General features: G+C 71.1%; 20 protein-coding genes, 1 tRNA gene and 3 pseudogenes. 17 read left to right on the top strand and 7 right to left on the bottom strand.

What is annotated here, in order from left to right:
- Window positions 1-206 precede the first annotated feature (206 nt).
- The 5 genes from F8R89_RS01450 to F8R89_RS01430 all read left to right on the top strand — a co-directional run bounded on the left by F8R89_RS01450 (window position 207) and on the right by F8R89_RS01430 (window position 4769).
- Window positions 207-1196, top strand: a complete 990-nt coding sequence (locus tag F8R89_RS01450) for a DUF4129 domain-containing protein (protein ID WP_225994288.1) — start codon at window positions 207-209, stop codon at window positions 1194-1196.
- Window positions 1193-1729, top strand: coding sequence for a hypothetical protein (locus F8R89_RS01445; RefSeq protein WP_151782210.1), 537 nt, complete (start codon window positions 1193-1195; stop codon window positions 1727-1729). Before F8R89_RS01450 ends, F8R89_RS01445 begins: the two co-directional genes overlap by 4 nt.
- An 81-nt stretch (window positions 1730-1810) precedes the next feature.
- Entirely contained in the window at window positions 1811-2821 is a 1011-nt protein-coding gene (locus F8R89_RS01440; protein ID WP_225994287.1) for an AAA family ATPase, read from the top strand.
- Window positions 2818-4170: a DUF58 domain-containing protein gene (locus F8R89_RS01435; protein ID WP_151782209.1), complete on the top strand. Its 1353-nt coding sequence runs from the start codon at window positions 2818-2820 to the stop codon at window positions 4168-4170. Before F8R89_RS01440 ends, F8R89_RS01435 begins: the two co-directional genes overlap by 4 nt.
- A complete protein-coding gene (locus tag F8R89_RS01430; protein WP_151782208.1) occupies window positions 4167-4769 on the top strand; it encodes a hypothetical protein in 603 nt (200 codons plus the stop codon). Before F8R89_RS01435 ends, F8R89_RS01430 begins: the two co-directional genes overlap by 4 nt.
- Window positions 4770-5521: 752 nt before the next feature.
- On the opposite strand, the gene F8R89_RS01425 is transcribed toward F8R89_RS01430, so the two are convergent.
- Window positions 5522-6280 carry an SDR family NAD(P)-dependent oxidoreductase gene (locus F8R89_RS01425; RefSeq protein WP_151782207.1) on the bottom strand — a complete coding sequence of 253 codons (759 nt, stop codon included), beginning with the start codon at window positions 6278-6280 and terminating at the stop codon, window positions 5522-5524.
- Window positions 6281-6426: 146 nt separating this feature from the next.
- Here F8R89_RS01425 and F8R89_RS01420 point away from each other — a divergent pair, with 146 nt between their 5' ends.
- Entirely contained in the window at window positions 6427-7062 is a 636-nt protein-coding gene (locus F8R89_RS01420; RefSeq protein ID WP_151782206.1) for a TetR/AcrR family transcriptional regulator, read from the top strand.
- Between the two features lie 554 nt (window positions 7063-7616).
- Here F8R89_RS01420 and fxlM read toward each other — a convergent pair.
- Window positions 7617-9503, bottom strand: a complete 1887-nt coding sequence (fxlM, locus tag F8R89_RS01415) for a methyltransferase, FxLD system (protein ID WP_192806019.1) — start codon at window positions 9501-9503, stop codon at window positions 7617-7619.
- 923 nt (window positions 9504-10426) lie between these two features.
- Between fxlM and F8R89_RS01405 the strand changes: the two genes are divergently transcribed.
- Window positions 10427-10509, top strand: a tRNA-Cys gene (locus F8R89_RS01405).
- 305 nt (window positions 10510-10814) lie between these two features.
- Here the strand turns inward: F8R89_RS01405 and F8R89_RS01400 are convergent.
- On the bottom strand, window positions 10815-11054 hold the full coding sequence (locus tag F8R89_RS01400; protein WP_151782204.1) for a hypothetical protein: 240 nt from the start codon (window positions 11052-11054) through the stop codon (window positions 10815-10817).
- A gap of 1441 nt (window positions 11055-12495) precedes the next feature.
- Here F8R89_RS01400 and F8R89_RS01390 point away from each other — a divergent pair.
- The 3 genes and pseudogenes from F8R89_RS01390 to F8R89_RS36540 form a co-directional block, all read left to right on the top strand.
- Window positions 12496-13365, top strand: coding sequence for a restriction endonuclease (locus F8R89_RS01390; RefSeq protein WP_318841258.1), 870 nt, complete (start codon window positions 12496-12498; stop codon window positions 13363-13365).
- Window positions 13366-13919: 554 nt separating this feature from the next.
- Window positions 13920-14060 (top strand): hypothetical protein, encoded by a 141-nt coding sequence (locus F8R89_RS36080; protein WP_192806018.1) that lies wholly within the window; start codon window positions 13920-13922, stop codon window positions 14058-14060.
- A gap of 107 nt (window positions 14061-14167) precedes the next feature.
- Window positions 14168-14296, top strand: a pseudogene (locus F8R89_RS36540) (ornithine cyclodeaminase family protein); the annotation flags it as partial.
- On the opposite strand, the pseudogene F8R89_RS01380 reads toward F8R89_RS36540, so the two are convergent.
- A pseudogene (locus F8R89_RS01380) lies at window positions 14279-14674 on the bottom strand (TetR/AcrR family transcriptional regulator); the annotation flags it as partial. The pseudogenes F8R89_RS36540 and F8R89_RS01380 overlap by 18 nt on opposite strands.
- A gap of 166 nt (window positions 14675-14840) precedes the next feature.
- Between F8R89_RS01380 and F8R89_RS01375 the strand changes: the two are divergent.
- The 7 genes and pseudogenes from F8R89_RS01375 (at window position 14841) to F8R89_RS01345 (ending at window position 21342) form a co-directional block, all read left to right on the top strand.
- Window positions 14841-15803 carry a zinc-binding dehydrogenase gene (locus F8R89_RS01375; RefSeq protein WP_151782079.1) on the top strand — a complete coding sequence of 321 codons (963 nt, stop codon included), beginning with the start codon at window positions 14841-14843 and terminating at the stop codon, window positions 15801-15803.
- A 313-nt stretch (window positions 15804-16116) separates the two neighbouring features.
- A complete protein-coding gene (locus tag F8R89_RS01370) occupies window positions 16117-16857 on the top strand; it encodes a hypothetical protein (protein WP_151782078.1) in 741 nt (246 codons plus the stop codon).
- A 55-nt stretch (window positions 16858-16912) separates the two neighbouring features.
- On the top strand, window positions 16913-17662 hold the full coding sequence (locus F8R89_RS01365) for an SDR family NAD(P)-dependent oxidoreductase (RefSeq protein WP_151782077.1): 750 nt from the start codon (window positions 16913-16915) through the stop codon (window positions 17660-17662).
- A gap of 200 nt (window positions 17663-17862) precedes the next feature.
- Entirely contained in the window at window positions 17863-18732 is an 870-nt protein-coding gene (locus F8R89_RS01360; protein ID WP_151782076.1) for a universal stress protein, read from the top strand.
- Between the two features lie 122 nt (window positions 18733-18854).
- A pseudogene (locus tag F8R89_RS01355) lies at window positions 18855-20015 on the top strand (ferric reductase-like transmembrane domain-containing protein); the annotation flags it as partial.
- A 255-nt stretch (window positions 20016-20270) separates the two neighbouring features.
- A complete protein-coding gene (locus F8R89_RS37195; protein ID WP_318841249.1) occupies window positions 20271-20501 on the top strand; it encodes an FMN-binding protein in 231 nt (76 codons plus the stop codon).
- Window positions 20502-20550: 49 nt separating this feature from the next.
- Window positions 20551-21342, top strand: a complete 792-nt coding sequence (locus F8R89_RS01345) for an FAD:protein FMN transferase (protein ID WP_151782141.1) — start codon at window positions 20551-20553, stop codon at window positions 21340-21342.
- 16 nt (window positions 21343-21358) lie between these two features.
- Here the strand turns inward: F8R89_RS01345 and F8R89_RS01340 are convergent, their stop codons facing one another.
- The 3 genes from F8R89_RS01340 to F8R89_RS01330 all read right to left on the bottom strand — a co-directional run.
- Window positions 21359-21730: a putative quinol monooxygenase gene (locus tag F8R89_RS01340; RefSeq protein ID WP_151782075.1), complete on the bottom strand. Its 372-nt coding sequence runs from the start codon at window positions 21728-21730 to the stop codon at window positions 21359-21361.
- Window positions 21731-21783: 53 nt separating this feature from the next.
- Window positions 21784-22608: an alpha/beta fold hydrolase gene (locus F8R89_RS01335; RefSeq protein ID WP_151782074.1), complete on the bottom strand. Its 825-nt coding sequence runs from the start codon at window positions 22606-22608 to the stop codon at window positions 21784-21786.
- Between the two features lie 244 nt (window positions 22609-22852).
- Window positions 22853-23741, bottom strand: an 889-nt coding sequence (locus F8R89_RS01330) for a helix-turn-helix transcriptional regulator (protein WP_192806017.1), incomplete at its 5' end; no start/stop codon positions are given.

Raw genomic sequence — 23741 nt, 5'->3', positions numbered from 1 at the left:
GGGCGCTCGCCCCCGCGCGACCTGCGGGACCGGACCGAGGTGGCCGCCGTCATCACCGACACCGAGGTAGCGGTGGAGCAGTTCCGGCAGGCACTCGGCAATGAGCAGCGCACCTCGCCATGTCAGGATTGCGTCAAGTCGGGGACCGGCCACAGGTGACCGGGGACAGCCCGCATGACCTGGCCGATCACGAGGGAGGGGGCGGCGTGAGGCTGCGGCACACGGCGGGCGGGCGACGACGGCACCGCGCGATCGGCGTCGTACAGGCCGCGCTGGCGGTGCTGGTGGTGGCCGGACTGTCCCTGGCGGCACTGCTGTTGCGCCCCGGCGCGAGCCTGCTGGCCGAGGGCAGCGGGCCGCTCGGCGGCAACCCCGTCGTCGTGTTCGGCCTCGCCCTGCTCGCCTTCTTCGGTGGCTTGTGGCTGCGCGAGGAGTACCGGCAGCGGGTCGAGGCCGCCGGCGAACTCGACCCGGTGCGCGAGCGGGTGACCGACGCCATGAGCCGCGGCCTGCTGGGAGCGACGCTGGTCGTCCCGCTGCTCATCCTGCTCCTGCACCGGTTCGCTTCGTCAGGCGACGGCCACGGGCCCGGCGTGGACGACGGTCTCAACGCGTCACCGTTCCCAAGCCCCCCGCAGGACCCCGCGCGCACCCTGCCACCCCCACGGGATGCCGGAAACCCCGGCGGCGGCCTGGACCTGGGGCTGACACGCGTCCTGCTGGGTCTCGGCATCGCCCTGCTGGTCCTGGTCGTCGTGATCGCCGGGCTGCGTCTGTGGCGGCACCTGACCCGGCCGTTGGCGCCCGGGGCCACGGCGACGTACGCCACGCTCGACGACGAGCGCGAACGCCTGGTCCAGGCCGTGGACTCCGGACGCCGTGCCCTGCTGGACGGAACCGACGCCCGCGCAGCCGTCATCGCCTGCTACGCAGCCATGGAGGAGTCGCTCGCCGACTCCGGCGTGACCCGGCGTGCCGCGGACAGCCCGCAGGACCTGCTGGAGCGTGCCGTCGCCCGGGGCCTGCCCACAGAGGCGGCGGCCGCCAGGCTCACCGCGCTGTTCCGCGAGGCCCGTTACTCCACGCACCCGATGGACACCGGCCACCGCGACCGCGCCGCCGCCGCGCTCGCCGAGATCGCCGACGGCCTGCGCGCCCGGGCCTCGGAGTCCGAGGCCGTGGCGGGTACCTCGTGAAGGCGCCCGCCCGGATCCGGGCCCTGGCCGACTCCGTGCTGTCCGAGCCCGGTTCGCTCCGCCACTCGCTGGCCGTCCTGGGCACCGTAGCGGTCGCGACCGAGGTGCTGCTCGCCCTGGCCGACGGCGCCGCCGCGGCCGCCACCGGCCTCGCCCTCATCACCGCTGCCGCGCTCGCCCTGGTGCGCTACGCCGCGGGAGGCGACGCCCAGGACAGCGGCCATCGCAGGCCGGTACGCCTGTTGGACGGCCGGGCACCGGCCCTCGGCGGCTGGAGGCGTATCGTGTCGCACACTCTCGCGGACGACGGCGACACGCACCTCGACACGGTCATGCGGCCGCAGTTGCAGCGGCTCTTCGCCGCCCGGCTGGCAGAACGGCACGGCGTGGCGATGTACCGGGACCCGCAGCGCGCCCGCGCACTGGTCGGAGTCGAACTGTGGCCGTGGATCGATCCCGGCGCGCCCGCTCCGCGGCCCACGCTCCCCGAGGCCGTCCTGCGCTCCCTGCTCGACCGCCTGGAAGCCCTGTGACCGGCGGGGCCACGGCCGGCCCGCCCACAGCCCCCGCCGCAAGTCCCCCCAACCCGACCCCCGTACCGTGAGGAACCGACCGTGACCAGCCCCCACCTCATCGACCCGGATCACGCCACCCTGACGCCCCGGCAGGCGGGGGAGCGGGCCGCGGCCGTGCTCGCCGAGATCGGCACGGCCGTGGTCGGCAAGAAGGAACCCCTGGAGCTGGTGATGCTCGGCGTCCTCGCCGGCGGCCACGTCCTCATCGAGGACCTGCCGGGACTCGGGAAGACACTGCTGGCCCGCTCCTTCGCCACCACGCTCGGCCTGGACTTCCGCCGCATCCAGTTCACCCCCGACCTGCTGCCCTCCGACGTCACCGGAGCACCGTTCTACGACCAGCGGACCGGCGAGATGGTCTTTTGCCCCGGACCGGTCTTCACCCACCTGCTGCTCGCCGACGAGATCAACCGCACCCCGCCCAAGACCCAGGCCGCCCTGCTGGAGGCGATGGCCGAGTCCCAGGTGTCCGTCGACGGCAGCACCCGGCCCCTGCCGGAGCCCTTCGTGGTCGTCGCCACCGCCAACCCCATCGAGTACGAGGGCACGTACTCCCTGCCCGAGGCCCAGCTCGACCGGTTCCTGCTGCGGGTACGGATGGGCTATCTGGAGGCCGCCGAGGAGAAGGGCATGCTGCGCGCGCGGGTCGACCGGGCGGCACCCGAGGCCGTACTGCGCACGCTCAGCGGGCCGGGCGAGGTGCTGGCCATGCGGGCCGCCGTCGAAGCCGTGGAGGTCGACGACGACCTGCTGGAGTACGTCGTCGCGCTGGTCCGCGCCACCCGCGACCACCCGCACGTCCAGGTCGGCGCCTCCCCGCGCGGCGGCCTCGCCCTGGTGCAGCTCGCCCGCGCCCGTGCCGTCATGGACCTGCGGGACTACGTGACCCCGGAGGACGTCAAGTCGGTGGCCGTGCCCGCCCTCGCGCACCGCGTCACCCTCAAGCCGGAGCTGTGGGTCCGGCAGATCGACGGCGACGACGTGATGCGGGAGATCGTGCGGTCCGTGCCCGCCCCGCAGACCGTGCCGCGCACGCCGGTCGCGTCATGACGGAACGCGTCCCGGACCACAGGGCGGCCGCCGCCGTGCGCCGGGCCCTGGTCGGCCGTCACGACGTGACCGCCCAGCCACCGCCGGCCCCTCCGCCCGGCCTGCGCGCGAGTGAACGCGCCCTGCGGTTGGGCACGTTGGCCGTCGTCGCGCTGATCGCCGCCCTCGTCACCGGGAACCCCTGGGTCCTCGCTCTCGCCACGCCGCCCCTGGTGCTGCTCGCCCTCGCCCTCGCCCTGCCGGCCGGGCCGCGCCCGCACGCGGTGACGGCCGAGACCGAGGTGGAGCCGCGGCGGCTCTTCGAGGGCGAACGGGTGAAGGTGCGGATCGCCGTCTCCCACGACGGTGAGGCAGGCCGCCTGGACCCCGGCATCACCCTCGGCCACGGGGTCCATCTCGACCATCTCGCGGTCGGCGCGCACCATGTCGATCTCGTCCTGACCGCGCGGCGCTGGGGCCGCTGGACGCTCGGCACGGTCGACGTCGACGTCTACGACGAAGGCGGCCTGGCGCGGCGCACCGTGCGGGCGGACCTCGGTGAGATCTCCGTGTTCCCCCTGCCCGGACACGCCGGCCTCACCCCGATCCCGGTCCGCCTGCCGCAACGCCTCGGCGAGCACACCGCCGTGCAGCGCGGCGAGGGCGTCGAGGTCACCGGCGTGCACCCGTATGTACGCGGCGAACGGCAGCGGCGGATCCACTGGCCCGCCACCACCCGGCGCGGGTCCCTGCAGGTGCACCAGTTCGCCGCGGAGCGCGCGGCCGACACCGTGGTGCTGCTCGACGTCCTCGCCGACGTCGTCGCCCCGGTCACCGGCGCGTCCTCGCTCGACGAGACCTTCCGGGCCGCCGCCGGGCTGGTCCGCGCCTACCTGCGCACCCATGACCGGGTCGGCGTCGTGTCGGTCGGCGGCACGACCCGCTGGCTGCAACCGGGCACCGGCCCCGGGTACTTCTACCGCATCGTCGAGAGCGTGCTGGAGGTCCGCAAGGACCGCACCCACCGCGCGGAGGGGCTCGGGCTGCTCCCGCCGCCCGCGCTGCCGGAAGGAGCGCTGGTGTACGTCATGACGCCACTGACGGACCAGCGGATCTTCGACGTCCTGCACCAGGTACGCGGGCGGGCCAACCCGATGGTCGTCGTCGAGATCCCCGCGGGCGAGCCAGTCGTGGAACCCGGCGACACCGAAGGCGAACTGGCCCTACGACTGTGGCGGGCCGACCGGGACGCGATGCGCTTCGCCCTGGTGGAGCGCGGCATCGCGGTCGTCGCACGCCGGCCCGGTGAAAGCCTCGACCTGACTCTCGCGCCGCTGCTGCGGACCCGCATCCACGGGGGATCCCGGTGACCGCCGAACACGTCCGGACCGCCCGTGCGGACACGGCCTCGCCGGACAGCCCGCTCGCCCGCCTCCTCACCCGTCTCACGTCCCGCGTCACGGACCGCCTCCTCGGGACGGCCCTCGCCGTCGCCGCCTGCGACCCACCGGCCGCGCTGCACGCGTCGCCGCTGGTCAAGACGCTGGTCGTGGGGGCGGCGCTGGCCGCGTGGTGGGCCGCACCGATGGTCGACACCCGTCCCGTACGGACGTCCACTCACTGGCGGGTCCTGGCGGCCCGCCGCAGGACGACCGTGCTACCGGCAGCGGCGATCGCGGTCACCGCCATCACCGGCCCGCCCTTCTGGCTGGTGGCTTGCGTCGCCGCCCTGCTGCTCGCCTACCTGCTGGCCACCGACCCATGGACGGCCGGCGTCACGGCCCCGGCCGGCTACCCCCGGGCGGCACCCGCACTGACAGCCGCCGCAGCGACCGCGGTGGTCCTGCTCGTCGCCCAGGCGCCCGTGGCGCAGACCGCATGGGCACGGCTGCCCGCCTCACTCGCCGTCGCGGCGACCGTGGCGTGCTTGGTGCTGGCGCTACGCTCCCGTCGTAGCCCGCGCGGCTGACAGCCGCGGCTGCGGGCGTCAGGTGAGGCGTGTGCCGAGTGACGTTCTGTCATGGCTGGACATCGAACCGCGGGCTGGACGGTTGAGGCGGGGCAAGGACTGTACGGAGGCGGGCGAGGTTGGCGCGCCACGGCTTCGCGTCCGCCGGGTCGACCCAGTTCGAGGCGGACCCGGCCCAGTCGCTGATGACGCGGGCGAGGGTCTCGTCCACGAGCGCCCGAAGATCATCGGGGGGTCACCTCCAGGACATTGGGCCGCAATGAGTGCGGCGGCCACCGCTTCTTCTCCTTCGGGGGCCAGTGTCCCCGGTGCCCACATTGATCTCCTCGTCTCGCCGGGATCCTGGCATCAGCCGCTGACATTGCGATCACGGTGTAAGCAGGAGGCACTTCGGCGGAAGGGCGTAGCAGGGAGGCCCGTGCGACCGCGTTGAGGCGCAGCCGTCCACGCTCGAGCGCATGCTGTACGGCGAGGGTTGTTGCTCCTGCCCTCGTCCGGGTCACGATGGATCGAGTCCTGCCAGACATGTAAGTCAAGCGGCGCGGGCGAGGACGTTGGATGCTGCACCGGCTCCGACAGGGCAGCGCGACCGAGTGCACTTCCGCAAAACGGACACTCTCGCCTGCGTTGCCCCAGCCACCCTGTGAGTGCGCGTGTTGTGCGTGTTGTGCGTGTTGTGCGCGATGGGCCAGGATCAGCTCGCCGGTGGGGGTGGAGTCCACGAGCTTGTAGTGCCTGAGCGGCTTGGTCGGTCAGAGGAGGGCGCCGCCGGAGACCTCGATGCGCTGGGCGGTCATCCAGCGCAGGCCGTCGGACGCCAGTGTGGCGATGGCGTCGCCGATCTCCTCGGGTTCACCGACACGGCCAAGCGCGGTCTGCCCGGCCAGACCTTGGCGCATGGCGGCGTCATCCCGCATGGCACCGCCGTTGAAGTCGGTGGCGGTCGGCCCCGGGGCAATGGAGTTGACCCGGATACCCCGGGGGCCGAGTTCAGCGGCCAGGGTGCGGCTCAGAGCCTCGACGGCGGCCTTCGAGGCGGAGTAGACCGAGGTCGCGGCGCTGGTGTGGCGCGTCAGCGACGACGAGACGTTGATGACGCGGGCATCCTTCGCCAGCATCGGCACAAGCGACTGGATGAGGAAGAACGGGCCCCGCACGTTCGTGTCGAACACCGAGTCGAAGTCGTCGGTCGTGACAGTTTCCAGCGCGCCGAAGACACCCACCCCCGCATTGTTGATCACGATATCGAGCCGCGAAGCCCCCCACCGCTCAAGCACTCCACTCAGCTCGGAAGTGAAGGCTCCGAAAGAGGAGACGTCGCTGATGTCGAGACGCAGGACAGCGGCGGTCCCGCCCGCGGCCTGCACATGCTGCGCCATGGCGTCGGCCCCTGCCGTATCACCGCGATGGGTGACCACGACCCGCGCCCCGCGCGCCGCCAGCGCGAGAGCCGTACTCCGGCCCAGACCACGGTTCGCACCGGTCACCAAAGCGATCCTGTCGGCTGTCATCCGCTACTCCCTCATCACACGGCACCGGAGAGACATCGGGCACCGCCACGAGATGCGAGTCGATTGACTCGCCTTTTCATTGCAGCGTAGGCAGCCCGAAGAGGCGAGTCAAGTGACTCGCCTCGGATCTGGGGCATACTGCATGCATGGCAGCAGAGCTCTCCGCACACCACCGTCGCCTAGCCCAGCAAAAGCGGGAGGCGATCATCTCCGCGGCCACGGACCTCTTCCTGAACCACGGTTACGACGGCACGTCCCTCGCGCGTATCGCCGAGGGGGCGGCAGTCTCGAAGTCCACCTTGTTCAAGCAGTTCCCCACCAAGGCAGCCCTCTTCGAAGCCATCGTCACCGAGTCATGGCAGCGGGACGCCACCGGTGCCGTCGCGCGGGCTGAGGCCGGAGATCTGCGTTCTGGTCTGACCTCCATCGGCCACCGTTACGCCGACCTGATCGGCCGGCCTCGGATGACAGCCCTCTTCCGCATCGTCATCGCCGAGCTGCCTCGCTTCCCCGAACTGGGACGCATGCAGTTCCAGCTCGGCAAGCTGCCCTACTTCAGCTCTGTCCAGCAATACCTGGAGTCGGAGCACGAGGCCGGCAACGCCGACGTTCCGGACGCCGAGACCGCCGCCAACCAGTTCCTCGGGATGATCTCCAACTACGTCCTGTGGCCCCGCATGCTGTTGACCGACTGGAACCCCACAGCCTCCGACGTCCGCTACGTCGTCGAGCAAGCGGTAGAGACCACCCTCGCCCGCTATGCCTCCGAACGACCAGGCTGATCCAAAGCCGGATTCGCACGCCGCCGCCCCGTTCCAGCCGCCCACCGCGCACAACAGCCAACCGCGTCAAGTTCGCCGACGACGACGCCCCGCACAGTGGAGCAGCCTCTTCGCGACAGGGGATCGCGCGGTGGGGGCTCGGTCTCCGTGAGGTACCCAGGGTGGCTCAGCACTTCTCGTCGAGGAAGTACCAGGCCATGTCGATATGCTGACCTGCGCCGGTGTCGCCGCCTCGCTCGGCCGTCTCCTAGCCAACGAGCAGGGCGCTGTCCTCACGGAGCGGGTCGTACACGACGTCCTGCTGCTCGCCATCGGTGCCGTCCCAGGCGTCGTTCCACGCGGAGTGCTAGCCGGCGTCCGCGAGGATCTCACTGGCGTGTGCCTTCGGGGGCGGGCCGGGACAAGGCGCCCCCGGTCCCGTTCGCCGCGGGGCACCAGCTGATCCGGTCCGCTTGCGGTAGGGGGTGGACCGCTCCAGGTGGTGCTTTCCATAGATGTTCCAGGCGTGGCGGGTCTGATGTTCGGTGTCCAAAGCGTCCACCCTCGTGCTCAATTCACGGTTGGAGTGCATAGCAGCGCAGCACGTCGAGATCGGTGGTGCGAACGACCGACCAGCCCGCGGTGAGGATTTCGGCTTCGGCGGGTGTGATCCCGAGGCGCCTGTACGGATCGTCCTTCTTACGGCGGCCGGAGAGTTCGGTGACGACCCAGAAGGTTCCGTCGGGCGCCAGGACTTGTCGGACGCGGTCGAGGAAGGCCCCCTTGTCGTCGATCCACCGGTAGACCAGGCGGCAGGTGACGACCGCGTACGCGGCATCCGGCAGCGCGGTGAGGTCGTCGGAGACGATATCCATCAGGTGCCAGGCCGGCCCGTCGCCCTGCTGGGTGTTGCGGGCCGCGGCGATGGCGCTGGGCGCGAAGTCGATGCCGATGGTGCGGTAACCGAGCTGGTGAAGGTGGCGGGCGAGTGAACCCTCGCCGGTGCCGATGTCGAGTGCCGGGCGTCCGTGGCCCGGTCCGACATGGTCGGCCAGCAGCGCTGCCTCAGTGGTGGTGACCTGGCGGCACCGGCGTCCGCCGGCCCAGAGCGGCTCCCAGTAGTCGGCGGTGGACGGCGCGGTCGCCACTCGACCGCTTCGCGAGCGAGCTGGATGATCCTGGGCGTCGGCAAGGGCTGCAGACGCTGCTTCCTCAGGAACGACGGTCCAGTCGATCTTGATCCGCGTGTGGTTCTTATGGAACACGTGCAGGCCGTCGGAAGAGGCGCCGGTCGGTTCGGTGGCGTCCTTGGGTTGGACTGTGATGCGCGGGTAGAGTCCGGCGCGGTGGTTGCGCTGCCAGTGCTGGACTCGCTCGGCCATTTCTGTGGCTGCGACGTGACCGCTTGGTCCGTAGCCGTGAATGACGAACTCGTAGAGACCTCCGTCGTCGTCTCCGATCCGTTCGTGCGCCAGACGGGCGAGAGACGTCCCACGGACCATGGCCGCGCCGGGCCAGTGCGGGGGTGGGGGACTGATGAGGCCGGTGTGGTGGTCCGGGTCGACGGACAGGCGGCAGAAGCCGGGGAGAGCGCCGGCCAGATACAGGGTGAGAGAGTCGAAGGGTTCCTCACCTCGGACGGTGACGTGCGTGCGGACCGTTGAGGGCGCCCTGTCGAAGGCGGGTGACAATTGGTCGACGGACATGGGCGTTGCGTCCTCAAAGGCAAGGCGGATGCCGCAGCCTGGGACGGTGCGGAGATTCGGCTCCCATGCGCCGGCGCCCTGCATGGGGACGAAGCCGCACACGGTGAGCGGCTCCTCACTGATGAGCGCACCGTCGCGCTTCGTGAACCCGATAGACCAAACGTACTGGTGGAGACGCAGCGGGGCGACGAGGCGTCCACCCTCCGCGACCGTGGTGATCCACGGCAGATCCCAGGTGTCGACCGTGACGATCACCGCGTCGAAGCCGCCTTCGGGGACGACATCGGCGGGCAGATGTTCGGCGTCCGCGGTGAGTACATGGACACGGTCGTATCCGGCGGCGGCGAGGAAGCGGGCGGCGCGGTCGGTGACTTCTGGGTCGATGTCGACGGTGGTGACCTGTCCGGTCGGGCCGACCAGTTCGGCGATCAAGGCGGCGTTGTAACCGCCGGAGCCGATCTCCAGGACACGGTCGTTCCGCTGGATGCGGGCTGCTTCGAGCATTACGGCCTGCAGCCACGGTGCGCTGACGGAGCTGCTGATCCGGCCGTCGGGTGCGTCACGGGTGGGGATGATGTCATCGGCGTACGCGGTCTGCACGGCTACTTCTGGTGCGAAAGCATGGCGGGGAACGTTGCGCAGGGCGGCCTCGACAGTGGCCGTGCGGACGTGGCCGGCCGCGAGGAGCTGATCGACGAGCCGGTGCCGCAGTGCGCTGGGATCGTGTTCCTGCGTGGGAGTGGGGAGAGTCGTCACCCTTGGTCCTTTCGAGTGGGTCATGCGGGATAAGGGGCAGTCTGCCCGGACTTGCCAGCCTCGGCTGTCCGCTGGAGCATCCCCGATCCCGCCGCAGCCGCCGGCCCCGGCTCGGACGACCATCCAGCGTTCGTCCGCACGGCAGCGGAAAACCGGCACCGCAGTCGGTAGCTGATGTCACGAAGTCTGCTAGCGGGCGTCGCTAGGGTCAGCGTTTGATGCGGCCATGAACAACGAGGTGACCGAGAGCAGGCAGCGTGGGCTCCAGAAGGCGGGAGGTCATCTCGATGTAGTCACCGGGGGTGGTGAAGTTCTGCTCTGAGGAACGGAAGACAACCGAGTTGACGGCGACGCGGGTTGCCTTGTCGGCGCGCCCAGGTCATGCGCCGTGCCCAGCCGCCAGCGTAGGGCCGGGTCGGGGTGCTCGTGTTGAGGTTGATTGTGCTGCCGTGCAGTGTGCCGGTGGTGGCGGGGTCCGGGTCCTGGATGGGCAGTCCGAACCCCATGAGGCACAGAACCGTCAGGGCCATGGCGGCCAGGAGCCAGCTGAAGGCCTTTGAGGCGCGCAGGCCGTAGCCGGACACCTCGGCGCTGGGGGTGTGCTCAGAACTGAGGGGGTGGGGTCCGGGACGCCAGGTACCGGAATCGGGCGCTGCGCCCCTCGTATTGGCGCGCCCGCTCCGCTGGCCAGCGGAGCGGTAGTCAATGCCGGGGCTGTGCAGCACTGCCCTGCTGCAACCGAGCGCTCCCAGCCGCAGGAGGCCGGCGACGTGCTCGACAGACCTCAACGACTTCCCCGCCCGCAATTCGCATCGTGGGGCGCCCTGACGACGCGCCTCGGTCATTGAGGCCTCACCGACCAGTCAAAACTGGCAGTAGCGAACCCGGGTCTCCAGTGAGTGCGATGGACGAGGACCTCCGCCGGGCGAAGCCATGGCGCAGAGGTCGTCGCGCGCGGTCTGCAAAACCACGAGGACGCCGGTTCGAATTCGGCCGGTTTCGCCCGTGCCGACCTAACACAGAAGCCGACTCATTGACGCAGTGCTGACGGCAACGACTGGGCATGTCAGCGCGCTTCGCGACGGAGCACGGTAGCCGCAGAGTGCGGCGGGGGCTTCCGCCGAGGTGTGCCCCCGTCTTCTCATCGCTGGGCCAACTCATCGAGAAATCCGGGCGGTCGCCGTGACAACCGCGGACGCCATCGGCAGTCACGCAAAGTCATGCTCACAGCGGGCGATGCTTCGAACCACACTTGATCGCCGTTCCTGGTGCGGCGTTGCGACGGCAGATTGTGCAGGTGAACTCTGATTTCTATTCCGACCTGGCTGCGGACGGAAGCCTGGTGGCCGCGGACACGGCCAGCAGTTGTGGGTGGGTGGTCTTTGGCGAATCCCGTGCGCTTGGTTCCCAGCCCTTCGCGCCGGAGCGCCAGGCGTTGGCCAGCGGCACCATGTGGTCGAGGCTCAAGTCCGATGCGTCGGTGATTGTCTTGCCCTCGTAGACGCTGCCCCAGTGGCCCGAGGTCGCCCGACACCGGTCGTCGCGCTGCACGTCGCTGGCGCCTCGCTGGAGGACCGCCTCCCGGGGGTCGCACTTGCCGCCGTGGGACCAGTGCGGGAACCTGTCCGGCTGTAGCCGACCATCGATCCCTGCTCTGCCACCACCAGCTTGTCCAACGCCTGGCTAACCTCATCAACACTGGGCAGCCCGGGTAGACACGATCCCTCCTCGGTCGACCCGCCGCCCGCACCAGGCGCAGCAGGCGAACCCGAGGCGGAGGCCGATGCCTTGCTGTCCGCCTCAGACTCCGTGCTCAGCGGCCAGAGCGGAATCCTGGCCAGAAGGTGCACGCGGTATGGGGTGAACATGATGTATTCAGTCCAGAAGAGGCAATCCATGAGTGAATTGTTTGACATAAGATCCCTGCCGACTGCTCGGTACGGGCACGCTGGTGGGTTCTGTGTCGATCCTGTTAGGCGGTGGGGGTGATGCCGCAGCGAGTGAGCAAGCTTCGTCTTGCCGGAGTGTCTGCAACGGCAGTCGTGCTTGTGTCCGGATGGATTCTTTTCCGTGAGTGGAACGAGTTGCCCGGCGTGCCAGAAAGTGTTGCGCAGTCTATCCAATCGGAAGGCGTGAGAATTCTGGCGGAAGGGAAAGGCGCGAGCCCTGGGAATGACTGGGAGCAGTCGTTTGTCCTCGTCGCCACCCATCCCAATAGGGACCCCGTTGATACCATTGAGGGAGCCCTCCGATCGGCAGGGTGGGCTACTTCGAGAGGGTATTCAGATCCACTCGTCTTGGCTGGAGATCGGCCAAATCACCACCCCAATTATGGTGTCACGGTTCAAAGGCTCGATAGTTTCATAGATTCCAGTTGTATCGAGCATGAAGAAGTATGTGAAGAATTCAAAAGGGCGGCAATGGGTGAGGGTCGGGAGATCTTTGTTGTCGACTTTATGCCGTACGTTTGAACCGACTCGAACTGCGTTCAGTCCGCCCACTGTCCCGGTGCGACTATCAAAGACCGCGGGCGGCCGCGGCCGTCCGTACTCAGATGGAGCCTGGTGGTGAACCCGCCCCGCGAGCGGCCCACGCCCTCACTTTCTGCACCAACTCCGCCAGGCCTCGAGCCCGACCTCACCGACTACGCGCGCGACCGGCGAGCCGACGGTGCACTCCTGGGCACCGCCCCGGTCCTCGACGAGGCGCGCGCCGCGCACCTGGCCCAGGCCCGCGACGCCGTCCGCGCCTGCGCCGCCGCCGCGCACTCGGACCGCGATGCGGGAACCTGGGCGGCCGTATTCTGGGGGTCGGCGCCCGTTGGCCGGCGGTGCCCAACTCGGCTCGCTGTCTCCACCGGTGAAGTCGGTGATCTTGGGAACGAGGAGATGACGATCTTTGTTCTCGGGAGGGGAAGTCCGGCATGACCGTACCCGTACCACGCGGCCGGCGCCTGCACGGTGACCGGCGGTTCGACCTGCGTACCACCACGGTGTTCTTCGTCCTGCTGGCGCTCGTCCTGTGTCTCGTGGCATGGGTGGGCCGCATTGCGTGGGGCATGGTGGAACGCCGTCCGGAGGGGGCCGGACTGCTTGCCGTGCTGATGGTCGCGTCGGTGCTCGCCTCGCGGTCCCGGTGGCGCAGGCTGTCCGCCGCGAGATGCGCGCGTCGCGCGGCCGAGGCGCTGGAGGCCGCGGCCGAGACCGCGTCCGACAACCTCCGCGACATGCGCCCTGCGGCGGCGGAGGAGGGCGTGCGCGGCACGGCGGCGGCCGAAGGCGTCAGGGGCGCGGCAGCGGCCGTGGCGCTACCGGCCGTCGAGTGCCCGGCAGGTGCGACGGAACCGGCCTTCGGGTACGGCGCCGACCCTCTGCGCCCGGAGGTGTCGCCGGCGCCCGGCCGGGCGGCGGGGGAGGAGGCCACCGCCGTTGTCGACCTGCCGGTGGACTGCTTCGAACTCGACCCCGACGCCTTCGAGCAGACCGTGGCCGGCCTGTGCCTGCGTGATGGTTGCGCGGATGTCGAAGTGGTCGGAGGGGCTGCGGACTTGGGCGCCGACGTCACGGCGGTCACGCCGGACGGGCGGCGTCTGATCGTCCAGTGCAAGCGCTACTGCGAGACCAGCAAGGTGGGCTCCCAGGATCTCCAGCGGTTCGGGGGTACTTGCTTCACCGTCCACGAGGCCGACATTGCCGTGGTCGTCACGACGAGCGACTTCACCGCCCCAGCCCTCGAATACGCCGAACGGTGCGGAATCCTGTGCGTGAACGGCGACGAACTGAGTGCCTGGCACGACGGTACAGGGTCCCGGCCGTGGGACTTCGAGGTCACGACCGCTCCCCGAGCGACCGGGCGAGCTTGAGGGGACCGCGGGCTTCGGTCCAGGCATCGAAGGCGTCGAGGGTGTCGAGGACGTGTGCCGGGTGTCGCCCCGCGCAGGGGGAAGTCGGCGCGCTTGTGCTGCCGGACGTGCCTGCTCGTGGTGATCACGCGGGTGCGCAGGGCCTCGTAGGCGACGACTGCCCTTTCGAGGTCGGCGCGCAGGGCCTCGGCGCGGTCCCAGCACGTGCCCCTGGCGGACCGGGCAGGCCCTGGCCGGGGTCCGGGGACGGTCTGCCGCTGGGGGTTGTGGCTGGTGTGCAGCTGTACTCGACGATGGCGACGGGCGGTTGAGGGGCGCGCCCACACCCTGAGCACGTCCCCTCCCGCCCCGGCCCTACGATCCGGTTGATCATCGGACCGGGCACGGGACATGGCCGAGGGCCGGGAAACGACCCTGAACGTCGTGGACCGCTACACCTCCCGACGCCGCTTACTGGGCCTGTGGGAGGGCGCGTTGGCCTGCGACGAGCCGGTCACCGGTGCTTGGCTGCGCTATGGCGGGGCAGGTGCCCGGACCTGCACCGTCGGTGTCCCTTGGAGCTGCCCTCCGGCATCGTCACGCTTCACTCCCCGGCCGGTGAGGTCATCCTCCACCGGGCGGGCAGGGCCCTGGGCGCCTGGGAGCAGCGTCCCATGTCGGCGTACGGGCTGACGGGTTCGGGCGCGTTCGGATGATCGTGCTCGAAAGGGGCTGCGTGTCGCAGCGGGCGACGGAAGGCCGGGATCGACCCTTGGGCTGTGCGGTCGCCGGTTGGACGACCGGTGTCAGGAGGCTGAGGCGCATGCTTGTTCTGGGCCGCTCACAGGTCGAGTCGCTGCTCGACATGGACGCGCTGATCGACGCCCTGGCCGCGGCGATGGCAGACCTCAGTGCGGGCCGCGCCTCGGTACCCGACCGCGCGCAGAGTCTGTTCTCGGTCGGCGGCGAAGTCCATGGCTTCGGGGAAGGCCGTCATGAAGGCGTCGGCGAATCCCCGGCTGTGCGCGTGGAGCTCACAGATCCGCTCGATCAGGCTGCGGAATCCGTGCCACGGGTCCGGAGCCGCCAGGGCGTCGCGGACGGCGGCGTGGCAGGCTCGCCGCTGCTCGGCGAAGGTCTCCGTGATCAGTGCCTGTTTGGTCGGGAAGTGCCGGTACAGCGTGGCGGGGCCGACGCCTGCCTGCCGGGCGACCTCGCGCATGGGTGCGCTCAGTCCCTCCTCGCCGAACACCGCGCGGGCCGCGTCCAGGATGCGGGCCCGGTTGTCACGGGCGTCGGAGCGCACGGTCTGAGAGAAATGGCTGGTCATCCCTTCTCACTTTAGCCAAACGGACGGAGGCGTCCGTTACGGTCCGATGGCGGTGCCGCCACCGCGTCCCGACACGCCGACGGTGGTGCCCCGGTCGTGGGTCCCGGTTACGGCGCCCGCGGCCGCAGCAGGTGCGATCCGCCCCCCACCGAGCCGAGGAGCCGAGATGAAAGCCGTCGTGATCAGGACGTTCGGAGACCCCGAGGGCCTGGAGACCGTCGATGTGCCCGTGCCCGTTCCCACCCCGGGGCAGGTACGGATCGCCACCGAGGCGATCGGGGTGGGCGGCGTGGACGCCGTGATCCGCCGGGGAGCCCTTGCCGCCTACGGCTTCAGGGCGGGCCACATCCTCGGCAGTGAAGTCGCGGGAAAGGTCACCGCGGTGGGGGAGGGCGTGAACGCCTCGTGGATCGGGCGGCGGGTGTGGGCGTTCACCGGCCTGTCCGGTGGCTACGCCGAGCAGGCCGTCGCCTCGATCGAGGACGTCCTTCCGCTGCCCGACGGCCTGGCCGGCGCTGAGGCGGTGACCCTCGGCGGCTCCGGCGTGGTCGCCCACTTCGCCCTGGAACGCGCCCGTTTCACGGCCGGTGAGACGGTGCTCGTGCGTGGTGCGGCAGGCAGCATCGGGATCACGGCGGTCCAGCTCGCGGCCAGGGGTGGTGCGCAGGCGGTGGCGGTCACGACGTCGTCGGCGCAGCGTGGCGCCCGCCTGCGGGACCTGGGCGCGACTCATGTCCTCGACCGCTCCGGAGAGGGTGCCTCGGATGCACCGGCGGGCTTCGACGTGGTGATCGATGTCGTGGGCGGTCCCCAGCTTCCCGTCTTCCTGGACAGGTTGACCTCCAACGGGCGGTACGTGGCTGTCGGCGTGGTCGGTGGACAGCCACCGGCGGACTTCGGCATGCGGCTGATGGACGCCTTCCGCAGGTCGTGGTCGTTCGCGACTTTCAGCTCCGATACCGTGCCCGGCCCCGACCGGCAGGCCGTGCGGTCGTCCCACTTCGCCGATGCCGCGCACGGGGACCTGCGAACGGTCGTGCATGCGGTGCTGCCACTGGACCAGGCGGTGCTGGCCCACCGTGAGATGGACGCGGGAAAGGTGTTCGGCAGGGTTGTGCTGGCGCCCTGAGCCGGGGCGGGACGGTGATCGCCGATCGGTGACTACGGCGAGGAGAGCACGGTCTCACCGCCCCCGGGTCCGACGGTCCAGCGGCAGGACCCACTCGGCCCTACTGTTCACCGGCCCGCGGCGATGCAATGGAGGAGCCGGAGCAGGTTGCGCACCGTCCGGCGCAACGTGCCCTCGGCGGCCCCGACCCGTCAGGGCGGGAGTCCCCGCTCCGGCCGGGGGTGTCCCGGACCCGGGCCGGTAGCCGGGAGCCGCTACTGCGCGGACAGTGCGAGGCTCCACGGCGCCGGGCCCGGCGCCGAGGGAGGAAGCGATGTACAGGCAGCGCATGTACCGAGAGCCGACCGGAAGCCGCCTGCTTCCGCTCGCCGTGACGTCAGCCGCCCTCGGGTGCTACGCGCGCTGGATTCGTCCGCGCATGCTGACCTGGGGCGCGACCCGCGAGGAGGTCGCCCGTGAGTACCCCGGCGACGAGCTCGTCCCCGAGCCCGACGGCACGTCGACGATGGCCACGACCCTCCCGGCACCTCCCGAGGCGGTGTGGGCCTGGCTGGTGCAGATGGGATACGACCGCGGAGGCTGGTACAGCTGGGACTGGCTGGACCACTACGGGCACCCCAGCGCCGACCGCGTCGTCCCCGAATGGCAGAGCGTCGAGGAGGGGCAGCGTCTGAGCACAGTCCGGGGCGGCCGGGCCTGGTTCACCGTCGTCAGAATGGAGCCGCACAGGACGTTGGTGCTGGGCTCGGACCTGAAGATTCCGTCCGGCCGTTCCTTCGATCCGCAGTGGGATCCTTTGCCGCCGGCGCGCGTCGACGGGATCTGGGGCTTCCACCTGCGGCCGACGCCCGACGGCGGAACGCGCCTGGTGGTCCGTACGCGCGGCGCCAGACACCCCCGACGGCTCACCCGCCCCTTCGACCTCGGGCTCTGGGAGCCGGCGCACTTCGTCATGCAGACCCGGCAGTTCCACAACGTGCGCGCCCGGCTCGCCGCGGACCGCCTCAAGAACGGAAACGGGTTGATCACACCAGGCGTTCGAGGCAGGCAATGACGTCAGCGATGCCTGCCGAGAAAGGCGGGTCGACGCACGGACGAGGGAGGCCAAGATGGAACGGATGACCGGACAGGTGGCCATCGTCACCGGTGGCGCGCGGGGGATCGGTGCTGCCGTCGCCCGTCTGTTCACCGCGGAGGGCGCCGCCGTGCTGATCGCCGACGTCCTGGACGCCGAAGGCGCGGCACTGGCCACGGAACTCGGAGACCGGGCCCGCTACGCCCACCTGGACGTCTCCGAGGGGGACGGCTGGACAGCGGCCGTGTCGCAGGCGGAACGCGACCTGGGGCCGCTGTCGGTGCTCGTCAACAACGCCGGGATCGTCGAATTCGCCACCATCGAGGAACAGAGCGTGCAGTCGTTCCGGCGCGTGATCGACGTGAACCTGCAAGGCCCGTGGCTCGGCATCCGTGCCGTGACCCCGGCGCTGCGCCGGGCCGGTGGCGGCGTCATCGTGAACATGTCCTCGTCCGCGGGACTGATGGGCTATGCCGGCGTGGGATCGTACGTCGCCGGCAAGTGGGGTCTGCGAGGACTGACCAAGACGGCGGCGCTGGAACTCGGAGCCGACGGGATCCGGGTCTGCTCCGTGCACCCTGGGGCGGTGCGCACCGCGATGACCGCCGGCATCGACGACTCCTTCGTCTCCGATCAGCCGATCGCCCGGTTCGGGGAACCGGAGGAAGTCGCTCGCATGGTCCTGTTCATCGTGGCCGACGCCACCTACTCGACGGGCAGCGAGTTCGTACTGGACGGCGGATCGACCAGCGGCGGTCCCGCCGTCCCGTCGTCGGGCGAGTGACGGGCCACCGCCAGCCGGGGCGCGGCGCTGCCGGCTCGCGCGGGGCACGGCTTCAGGCGGACTCGCGCTCCCGACGACAGAATGAAAGGGCAGTGCGGTACCCGGCGGGGACGAGTCCGCCCGGCGCTGCACCGCTCGCGCCCCCCACGCGACAGGAACGTTCCGCTCCCACGGCCGCCCGGCAGGAGGAACGAGGATCCATGACGGACACCGCCGTACGCGATGAGATCGTCGTCGGGATCGACCCCCGTGAGCAGTCCGTACCGGCGCTCGCCTGGGCCGTCGACGAAGCGGGGCGCCGGGGCCTGTCGCTGCGGCTGGTCATGGGGGTGCCCCCGGTGCAGGGCGGGCAGCACGTCGACGCACCCTACCGGCGCACGATGTTCCGGGCCCGGGGCGAGAACGCGCTCGACGAGGCGGCGGCAACGGTGCGGGCACTGAGCGCGGACGTGCCGGTGACCACGGGACTGCTCGACGGCGTGCCGTCGGCGGTGCTGTGCGGTCAGGCGGCGCGGGCCCGGATGATCGTGCTCGGCTCGCGCCGGTTGAGCCGGGCGGAGGAGATCTTCAGGTCCGGCTCGATGGCCGTTCCGGTCAGCGCCCGCGCAAACTGCCCGGTCGTCGTGGTGCGGGAGCCGGAGGCCACGGATGTGCGGCCCCCGCGACTCGTCGTGGGCGTCGACGGCAGCGTGGCCTCCCGGGCCGCCGCCGCGTACGCCATGGAGGAGGCCGCGTTGCGCGGCGCCGTTCTGCACGTGCTGTGGGTGTGGCGTCGGCCGGTCGTGCCGTTCACCGACGAGGAGGCCGGGCTCACGGAACGGCGCCGGCTGCTGGCCGAGACCCTCGCGGGACTGGCGGAGCGGCAACCGGACGTTCGGGTGTCCCAGGACGTGGTGCGCGGCCACCCCGTGGAGGTACTGGCCCTCGCGTCGGTCGACGCCGCGGCTGTCGTCGTCGGCAGGCACGGGCGCGGCGGGTACACGGGTATGCGATTGGGTTCGGTGCCCCACGGCCTGCTGCACCGGGCCGAATGCCCGGTGATCACGGTGCCTGGGGCCTGGGACGACTGAGCCCCGGCGCCGCCGCATGACGGCGAGGGACTCCGGACCGCGTCGGGGGCGCGGACGCGGTTCACCGTGCAGGGACCGGGCGGGCGGGCGCCCAGGGCCCGGACGGTTCACCACCGTCGGCCGCCGGATACGCCTGCGCGGTGCTGCTCGCCCTGATGTCCCGCCTGCCCGTCCTGGAGCGGGCCGTCGGCTCGGACCGCCTGGCTCGCTGGCACGCCCTGGGCGGCCGATACACCATCTCCCTGACGCTCGCCCACGCCGTGCTGATCACCCTCGGCTACGCGGCGAGCGCCCGCTCCGGCGTCGTCGGGCAGGCCACCGCGCTCGTCCTCGGCTATCCCGACATGCTCCCGGCGACGGCCGGTCTGCTGCTCCTGCTCGCCACCGGCGTCGTCTCGGCCCGCGCCGCACGCCGCCGGTTCAGTTACGAGACCTGGCACTACCTGCACTTCGCCACATATCTCGCCATTTTCCTGGCTTTCTCCCACCAACTGTCCAACGGCGCCGACTTCGTCGCCCACCGCCCCGCCCAGCTCGCCTGGTACACCCTGTACATCGGTGTGGCCGCGCTGCTGACCTGGTACCGGTTCCTCACCCCCCTCCGGCAGGGACTGCGTCACCGGCTGACCGTGACCGGCGTACGGCCCGAAGCGCCCGGAGTGGTGTCCGTCCTCATGGCCGGCCCGCACATCGACGAACTGGACGCGCGGCCCGGCCAGTTCTTCCGCTGGCGCTTCCTCGCCCCCGGCATGTGGTGGACGGCGAACCCGTACTCACTGTCCGCACCGGCCGGCCGGGGCGTGCTGCGCATCACCGTGAAAGCGGCCGGACGCCACAGCGAGGCCGTGGCACGTCTGCGTCCCGGTACCCGGGTATGGGCAGAAGGGCCCTATGGCGCCCTGACCGCGGCACAACGAACGTCCTCCAAGGCGCTGCTGCTGGCCGGCGGTGTGGGCATCACCCCGCTGATCGCCCTGTTCGAGACGCTGCCCGGCGACGTCACCCTGGTCTACCGGGCGCGCCGCCCGCGGGACCTGGTGCTACGGCGCGAGATCGACGTCATAGCCGCCCGTCGCGGAGCGACCGTGCACTACGTGGTGGACGAACCCGCCGGACGCACCCCGCCCCTCACCGCCGACGCACTGACCGCCCTCGTACCGGACATCGCCGAGCGCGACGTCTACCTGTGCGGCCCCCCGGGGATGACATCCGCGGCCATCGCCGCTCTGCGACGGGCCAAAGTGGCACGCCGCCGCATCCACCACGAGTCCTTCGCTCTCTGAGCGCTCTGCGACCCGCCCACACCCCTGAAAGGAGCAGCCCCATGGCAGTGCGCCGCGCCGCCCTCATGGCCGCGTCCAGCGTTGCGGGCCTGGTCCTGCTGCTGTCCCTCAAACCGCACCACACCACACCGCCCGCACTGGCCGGTACCGGACCGGGTACGGCGACGTCCTCGCCGGCTCCCGGCTCCGGCGCCGGCGGGGCCGGGAGCCGGCGGAACCTTCACCGGCGCCGTCGAGCAGACCCCCTACGGACCGGTGCAGGTCGCTGTCACCCTCTCCCACGGCAAGCTGGCCGAGGTCCGGGCCGTGCGGACCCCGGACGAGGACGCCCGCAGCCGGGCCATCGCCGGTTACGCCGTGCCCACGTTGACCAGGGAAGCCCTGGGCGCGCGGAGCGCCGGCATCCAGGCCGTCTCCGGCGCCTCCTACACCGGCGAGGGCTACATGCAGTCCCTCCAGAGCGCCCTGGACCAGGCCGGTGCCTGACAGCCCGCGCACCGGACGCACCCCGGGACTGCGCCACGTGGAGCACGCCATGGGCACGGTCTTCTCCTTCGACCTGCGCGACGCTTCCACGCCGGCCGTACGGCACGCCCTGGACCGGGCCGTGGCGTGGCTGCACCGGGTGGACGAGGTGTTCTCCACCTACCGCCCCGGCAGCCAGATCAGCCGGCTGGGCCGCGGCGAGGTCACCGTCGACGACTGCGACCGGGACGTCACCGAGGTGCTCCGGCTGTGCGAGAACGCGCAACGCCTCACGGACGGCTGGTTCAGCACCACCCCCGGTGGCCGTCTCGACCCGACCGGCCTGGTCAAGGGCTGGGCCATCGAGCGGGCGTCCGAGATCCTGGCGCGGGCCGGAGTCCGCAGCACCTGTGTCAACGGCGGCGGCGACATCCAGCTGCGCGGCGAGTGCGCCCCAGGCGTGCCCTGGCGCGTCGGCATCGCCCACCCCTTGCTGCCCGGCCGGCTCAGTACCGTCGTGTCCGGCCGGGATCTGGCCGTGGCGACCTCCGGCACGGCCGAACGCGGCCCGCACATCCTCGACCCGCGCACCGGCCGTCCGGCGGGATCGGACCTGCTGTCGATCACCCTGGTGGGCCGTCATCTCACCGATGTCGACGCCTGGGCGACCGCTGCCTTCGCCATGGGTGCGAGCGCCCGTGACTGGATCGACTCCCTCCCCGGCGTCGAGGCCTTCGCCGTCACCTCCGGCGGCCGCGCATGGTGGACCGGCGGCTTCCCGGGCGCCTTCGGCCCCTCGGCCCCCCGGGACCGGCCTCGGCCCCCCGGGACCTGCCTCGGTCACCGGGACCGGCCTCGGTGACCGGGGACGTGCTGCTTCATGAACCGCACCATCGCGGACTCCTGTCATAGGCGGCCGTCGGACCCTGGTGGGTGGGGCGGAAGGGGCGCAGCAGTCGGATGCCGTCCTCGATGGTTCCGTCGATGAGTTCGAGCATCTGCGGGGCGAGTTCCCGCATGCGGGGCGCGGCGAGGTGGGCGGCGAGGTGGGTGCGGCTCTCCCAGCGTTCGTAGATGACGAACTCGCCGGGCCGGCCGTCGACTTCGTGGGCTTCGTAGTCGATGTTGCCGGGGTCGTTGCGTGAGGGGGTGACGGCGGCGGTGATGAACGCCTTCAGATCGTCCTCCCTGCCCGGCTTCGCCTTCGCGTCCCGGACGACGGTCACGTAGCCGGTGGGTGTTGCGGTCATGGTGATTCCCTGTTCTGTTCTCTGTGCTCGAGGGCCGGGCGGGTAGGTCCGAGTCAGCTCTCGAGGAAGTCGAGGAGGTCGGTGTTGACGGTGTCGGCGTTCACGGTGCACATGCCGTGGGACAGCCCCGGGTAGACCTCCAGGCGCGCGTTCTCGACCAACGTGACCGCGATCTCGGCGGAGTCGGCGATCGGGACGATCTGGTCGTCGTCGCCGTGCAGGAGGAGCGTGGGGACGTCGATGGCCCAAAGGTCGTCGGTGAAGTCGGTCTCGGAGAACGCTTTGATGCCCTCGTGGTGAGCCTGGGCGCTGCCGGCCATCGCCTGGCGCCACCAGTTCTGGATGACGCCCTGGGAGATGTCCGCGCCCGGGCGGTTGAACCCGTAGAACGGCCCGGAGGCGAGGTCGAGGTAGAACTGGGAGCGGTTGGTGGCCACGGCCTCGCGGAAGCCGTCGAAGACCTCGACCGGCAGCCCTCCCGGATTCGACGCGGTCTGCACCATGAGCGGCGGGACCGCTGCGATGAGGACAACCTTGGCGACCCGCCCGGCACCGTGCCGGGCCACGTACCGGGCGACCTCTCCACCACCGGTGGAGTGGCCGACGTGGACGACGTCGCGCAGGCCGAGGTGCGCCACCACGGCGGCGGCGTCCGACGCGTAGTGATCCATGTCGTGCCCGTGGCCGGTCTGGGCGGAGCGCCCGTGCCCTCGGCGGTCGTGGGCGATGACTCGGTAGCCGTGCTGGACGAGGAACAGCAGTTGGGCGTCGAAGTCGTCCGAGCTCAGCGGCCAGCCGTGGTGGAACATCACCGGCGGGCCCGAGCCCCAGCCCTTGTAGAAGATGTCGGTTCCGTCGCCGGCGGTGACGAACGGCATGGTCTGCTCCTCGTGGGTTGCGCCCGTGGTGGCGGGCGGTTTCGGTGTCTCCACGAGAATGGCCCGGCTCCCGTGCCGGCAGCCTCCGTCAGCTGACTGACATCCGGCCGGCGGCTCGCTCACCTCAGTGCCGGGGGAGGGTTGGGACTCGGCGGGTGGCTTGCTCATGTCAGTGCCGGGGAAGTGCCGGTGGACCAGGTCGGTGGTTCGCTCACCTCAGTGCCGGAGCCTCGGCTGGCAGTTCTTACGGCTGGGTGGCGGAAGGCTCGGGAGGCAGTGCCTGCAGGGCGTCGCGGAGCTCGGCCCGCGACGTGATCCCCAACTTCGGGAACACACGGTAGAGATGCGACGACACGGTCCGCGGCGAAAGGAACAGACGCGACGCGATCTGCGGGTTGGACAGCCCCGTCGCCGCCAGCCTGGCGACCTCCAGCTCCTGCGGGGTGAGGGCCTCACCGGCCTTGCCCCGGCCGGCCCGTGTCATGCCGGTGGCGCGGAGCTCCGCCGCGGCCCGAGCCTCCCACGAACGGGCGCCCAGTTCCCCGAAGCCGTCGCGTGCGGCGGCCAGTTGCACCCGGGCGTCACGGTTGTGTCCTTGCCGGCGCAGCGCTTCGCCGTACGCCAGACGAGCCCGGCAGGCCTCGAAGGGCCACTGCTCGACGCCCGGCAGTGCGAGTGCCTCCTCGAAGCACCTGACCGTGTCCTCGGCGGCCGAGGTCATCGCCGTGACCACGGCCGAGTTCAGCGCGAGCCGCGACGAGAGGTGGCCGACACCGGCGTCGCGCAGCGCGTCCGCGTGCCGTCGCGCCTGCGCGTGCCGCCCGGTGCGCACGGCGGCCTCGACGAGGTCCGGCGCGGACCACACGGCCTCGGGGTTGAACGGCGGCAGAACCCCCGGGGCGCAGATCGCCGTGGCGTGATGGAAGGCTGTCTCGAAGTCGGCGGCGCCCAGGGCCGCCCGTGCCGCCGCCTGGTGGGCGCAGTTCTCCAGCCGCCGCAGCCCCCTGGGCCCTGACCACCCCCAGACGGCCTCGCAGTGGCGGCGGCACGCGTCGAGGTCGCCGCGCTGCGCCGCGGTCATCGCGGCTATGTAGTGCCCCACCTGGGCGAACAGGTGGTATCCCGTCTCCTCC

Origin of the sequence: Streptomyces sp. SS1-1 (assembly GCF_008973465.1) — a bacterium.
Taxonomy (GTDB): domain Bacteria; phylum Actinomycetota; class Actinomycetes; order Streptomycetales; family Streptomycetaceae; genus Streptomyces.
The sequence above is the reverse complement of the archived record's forward strand: the minus strand, read 5'-3'. Positions and strand labels throughout refer to the sequence as shown.

Bases quoted from the DNA above. Each gene is read 5' to 3' on its own strand.
- F8R89_RS01435 (WP_151782209.1), top strand. From the start codon at position 2,818: ATGACGGAACGCGTCCCGGACCACAGGGCGGCCGCCGCCGTGCGCCGG.
- F8R89_RS01425 (WP_151782207.1), bottom strand. From the start codon at position 6,280: ATGACAGCCGACAGGATCGCTTTGGTGACCGGTGCGAACCGTGGTCTG.
- F8R89_RS01420 (WP_151782206.1), top strand. From the start codon at position 6,427: ATGGCAGCAGAGCTCTCCGCACACCACCGTCGCCTAGCCCAGCAAAAG.
- F8R89_RS01375 (WP_151782079.1), top strand. From the start codon at position 14,841: ATGAAAGCCGTCGTGATCAGGACGTTCGGAGACCCCGAGGGCCTGGAG.
- F8R89_RS01370 (WP_151782078.1), top strand. From the start codon at position 16,117: ATGTACAGGCAGCGCATGTACCGAGAGCCGACCGGAAGCCGCCTGCTT.
- F8R89_RS01365 (WP_151782077.1), top strand. From the start codon at position 16,913: ATGGAACGGATGACCGGACAGGTGGCCATCGTCACCGGTGGCGCGCGG.
- F8R89_RS01360 (WP_151782076.1), top strand. From the start codon at position 17,863: ATGACGGACACCGCCGTACGCGATGAGATCGTCGTCGGGATCGACCCC.
- F8R89_RS01345 (WP_151782141.1), top strand. From the start codon at position 20,551: ATGGGCACGGTCTTCTCCTTCGACCTGCGCGACGCTTCCACGCCGGCC.
- F8R89_RS01340 (WP_151782075.1), bottom strand. From the start codon at position 21,730: ATGACCGCAACACCCACCGGCTACGTGACCGTCGTCCGGGACGCGAAG.
- F8R89_RS01335 (WP_151782074.1), bottom strand. From the start codon at position 22,608: ATGCCGTTCGTCACCGCCGGCGACGGAACCGACATCTTCTACAAGGGC.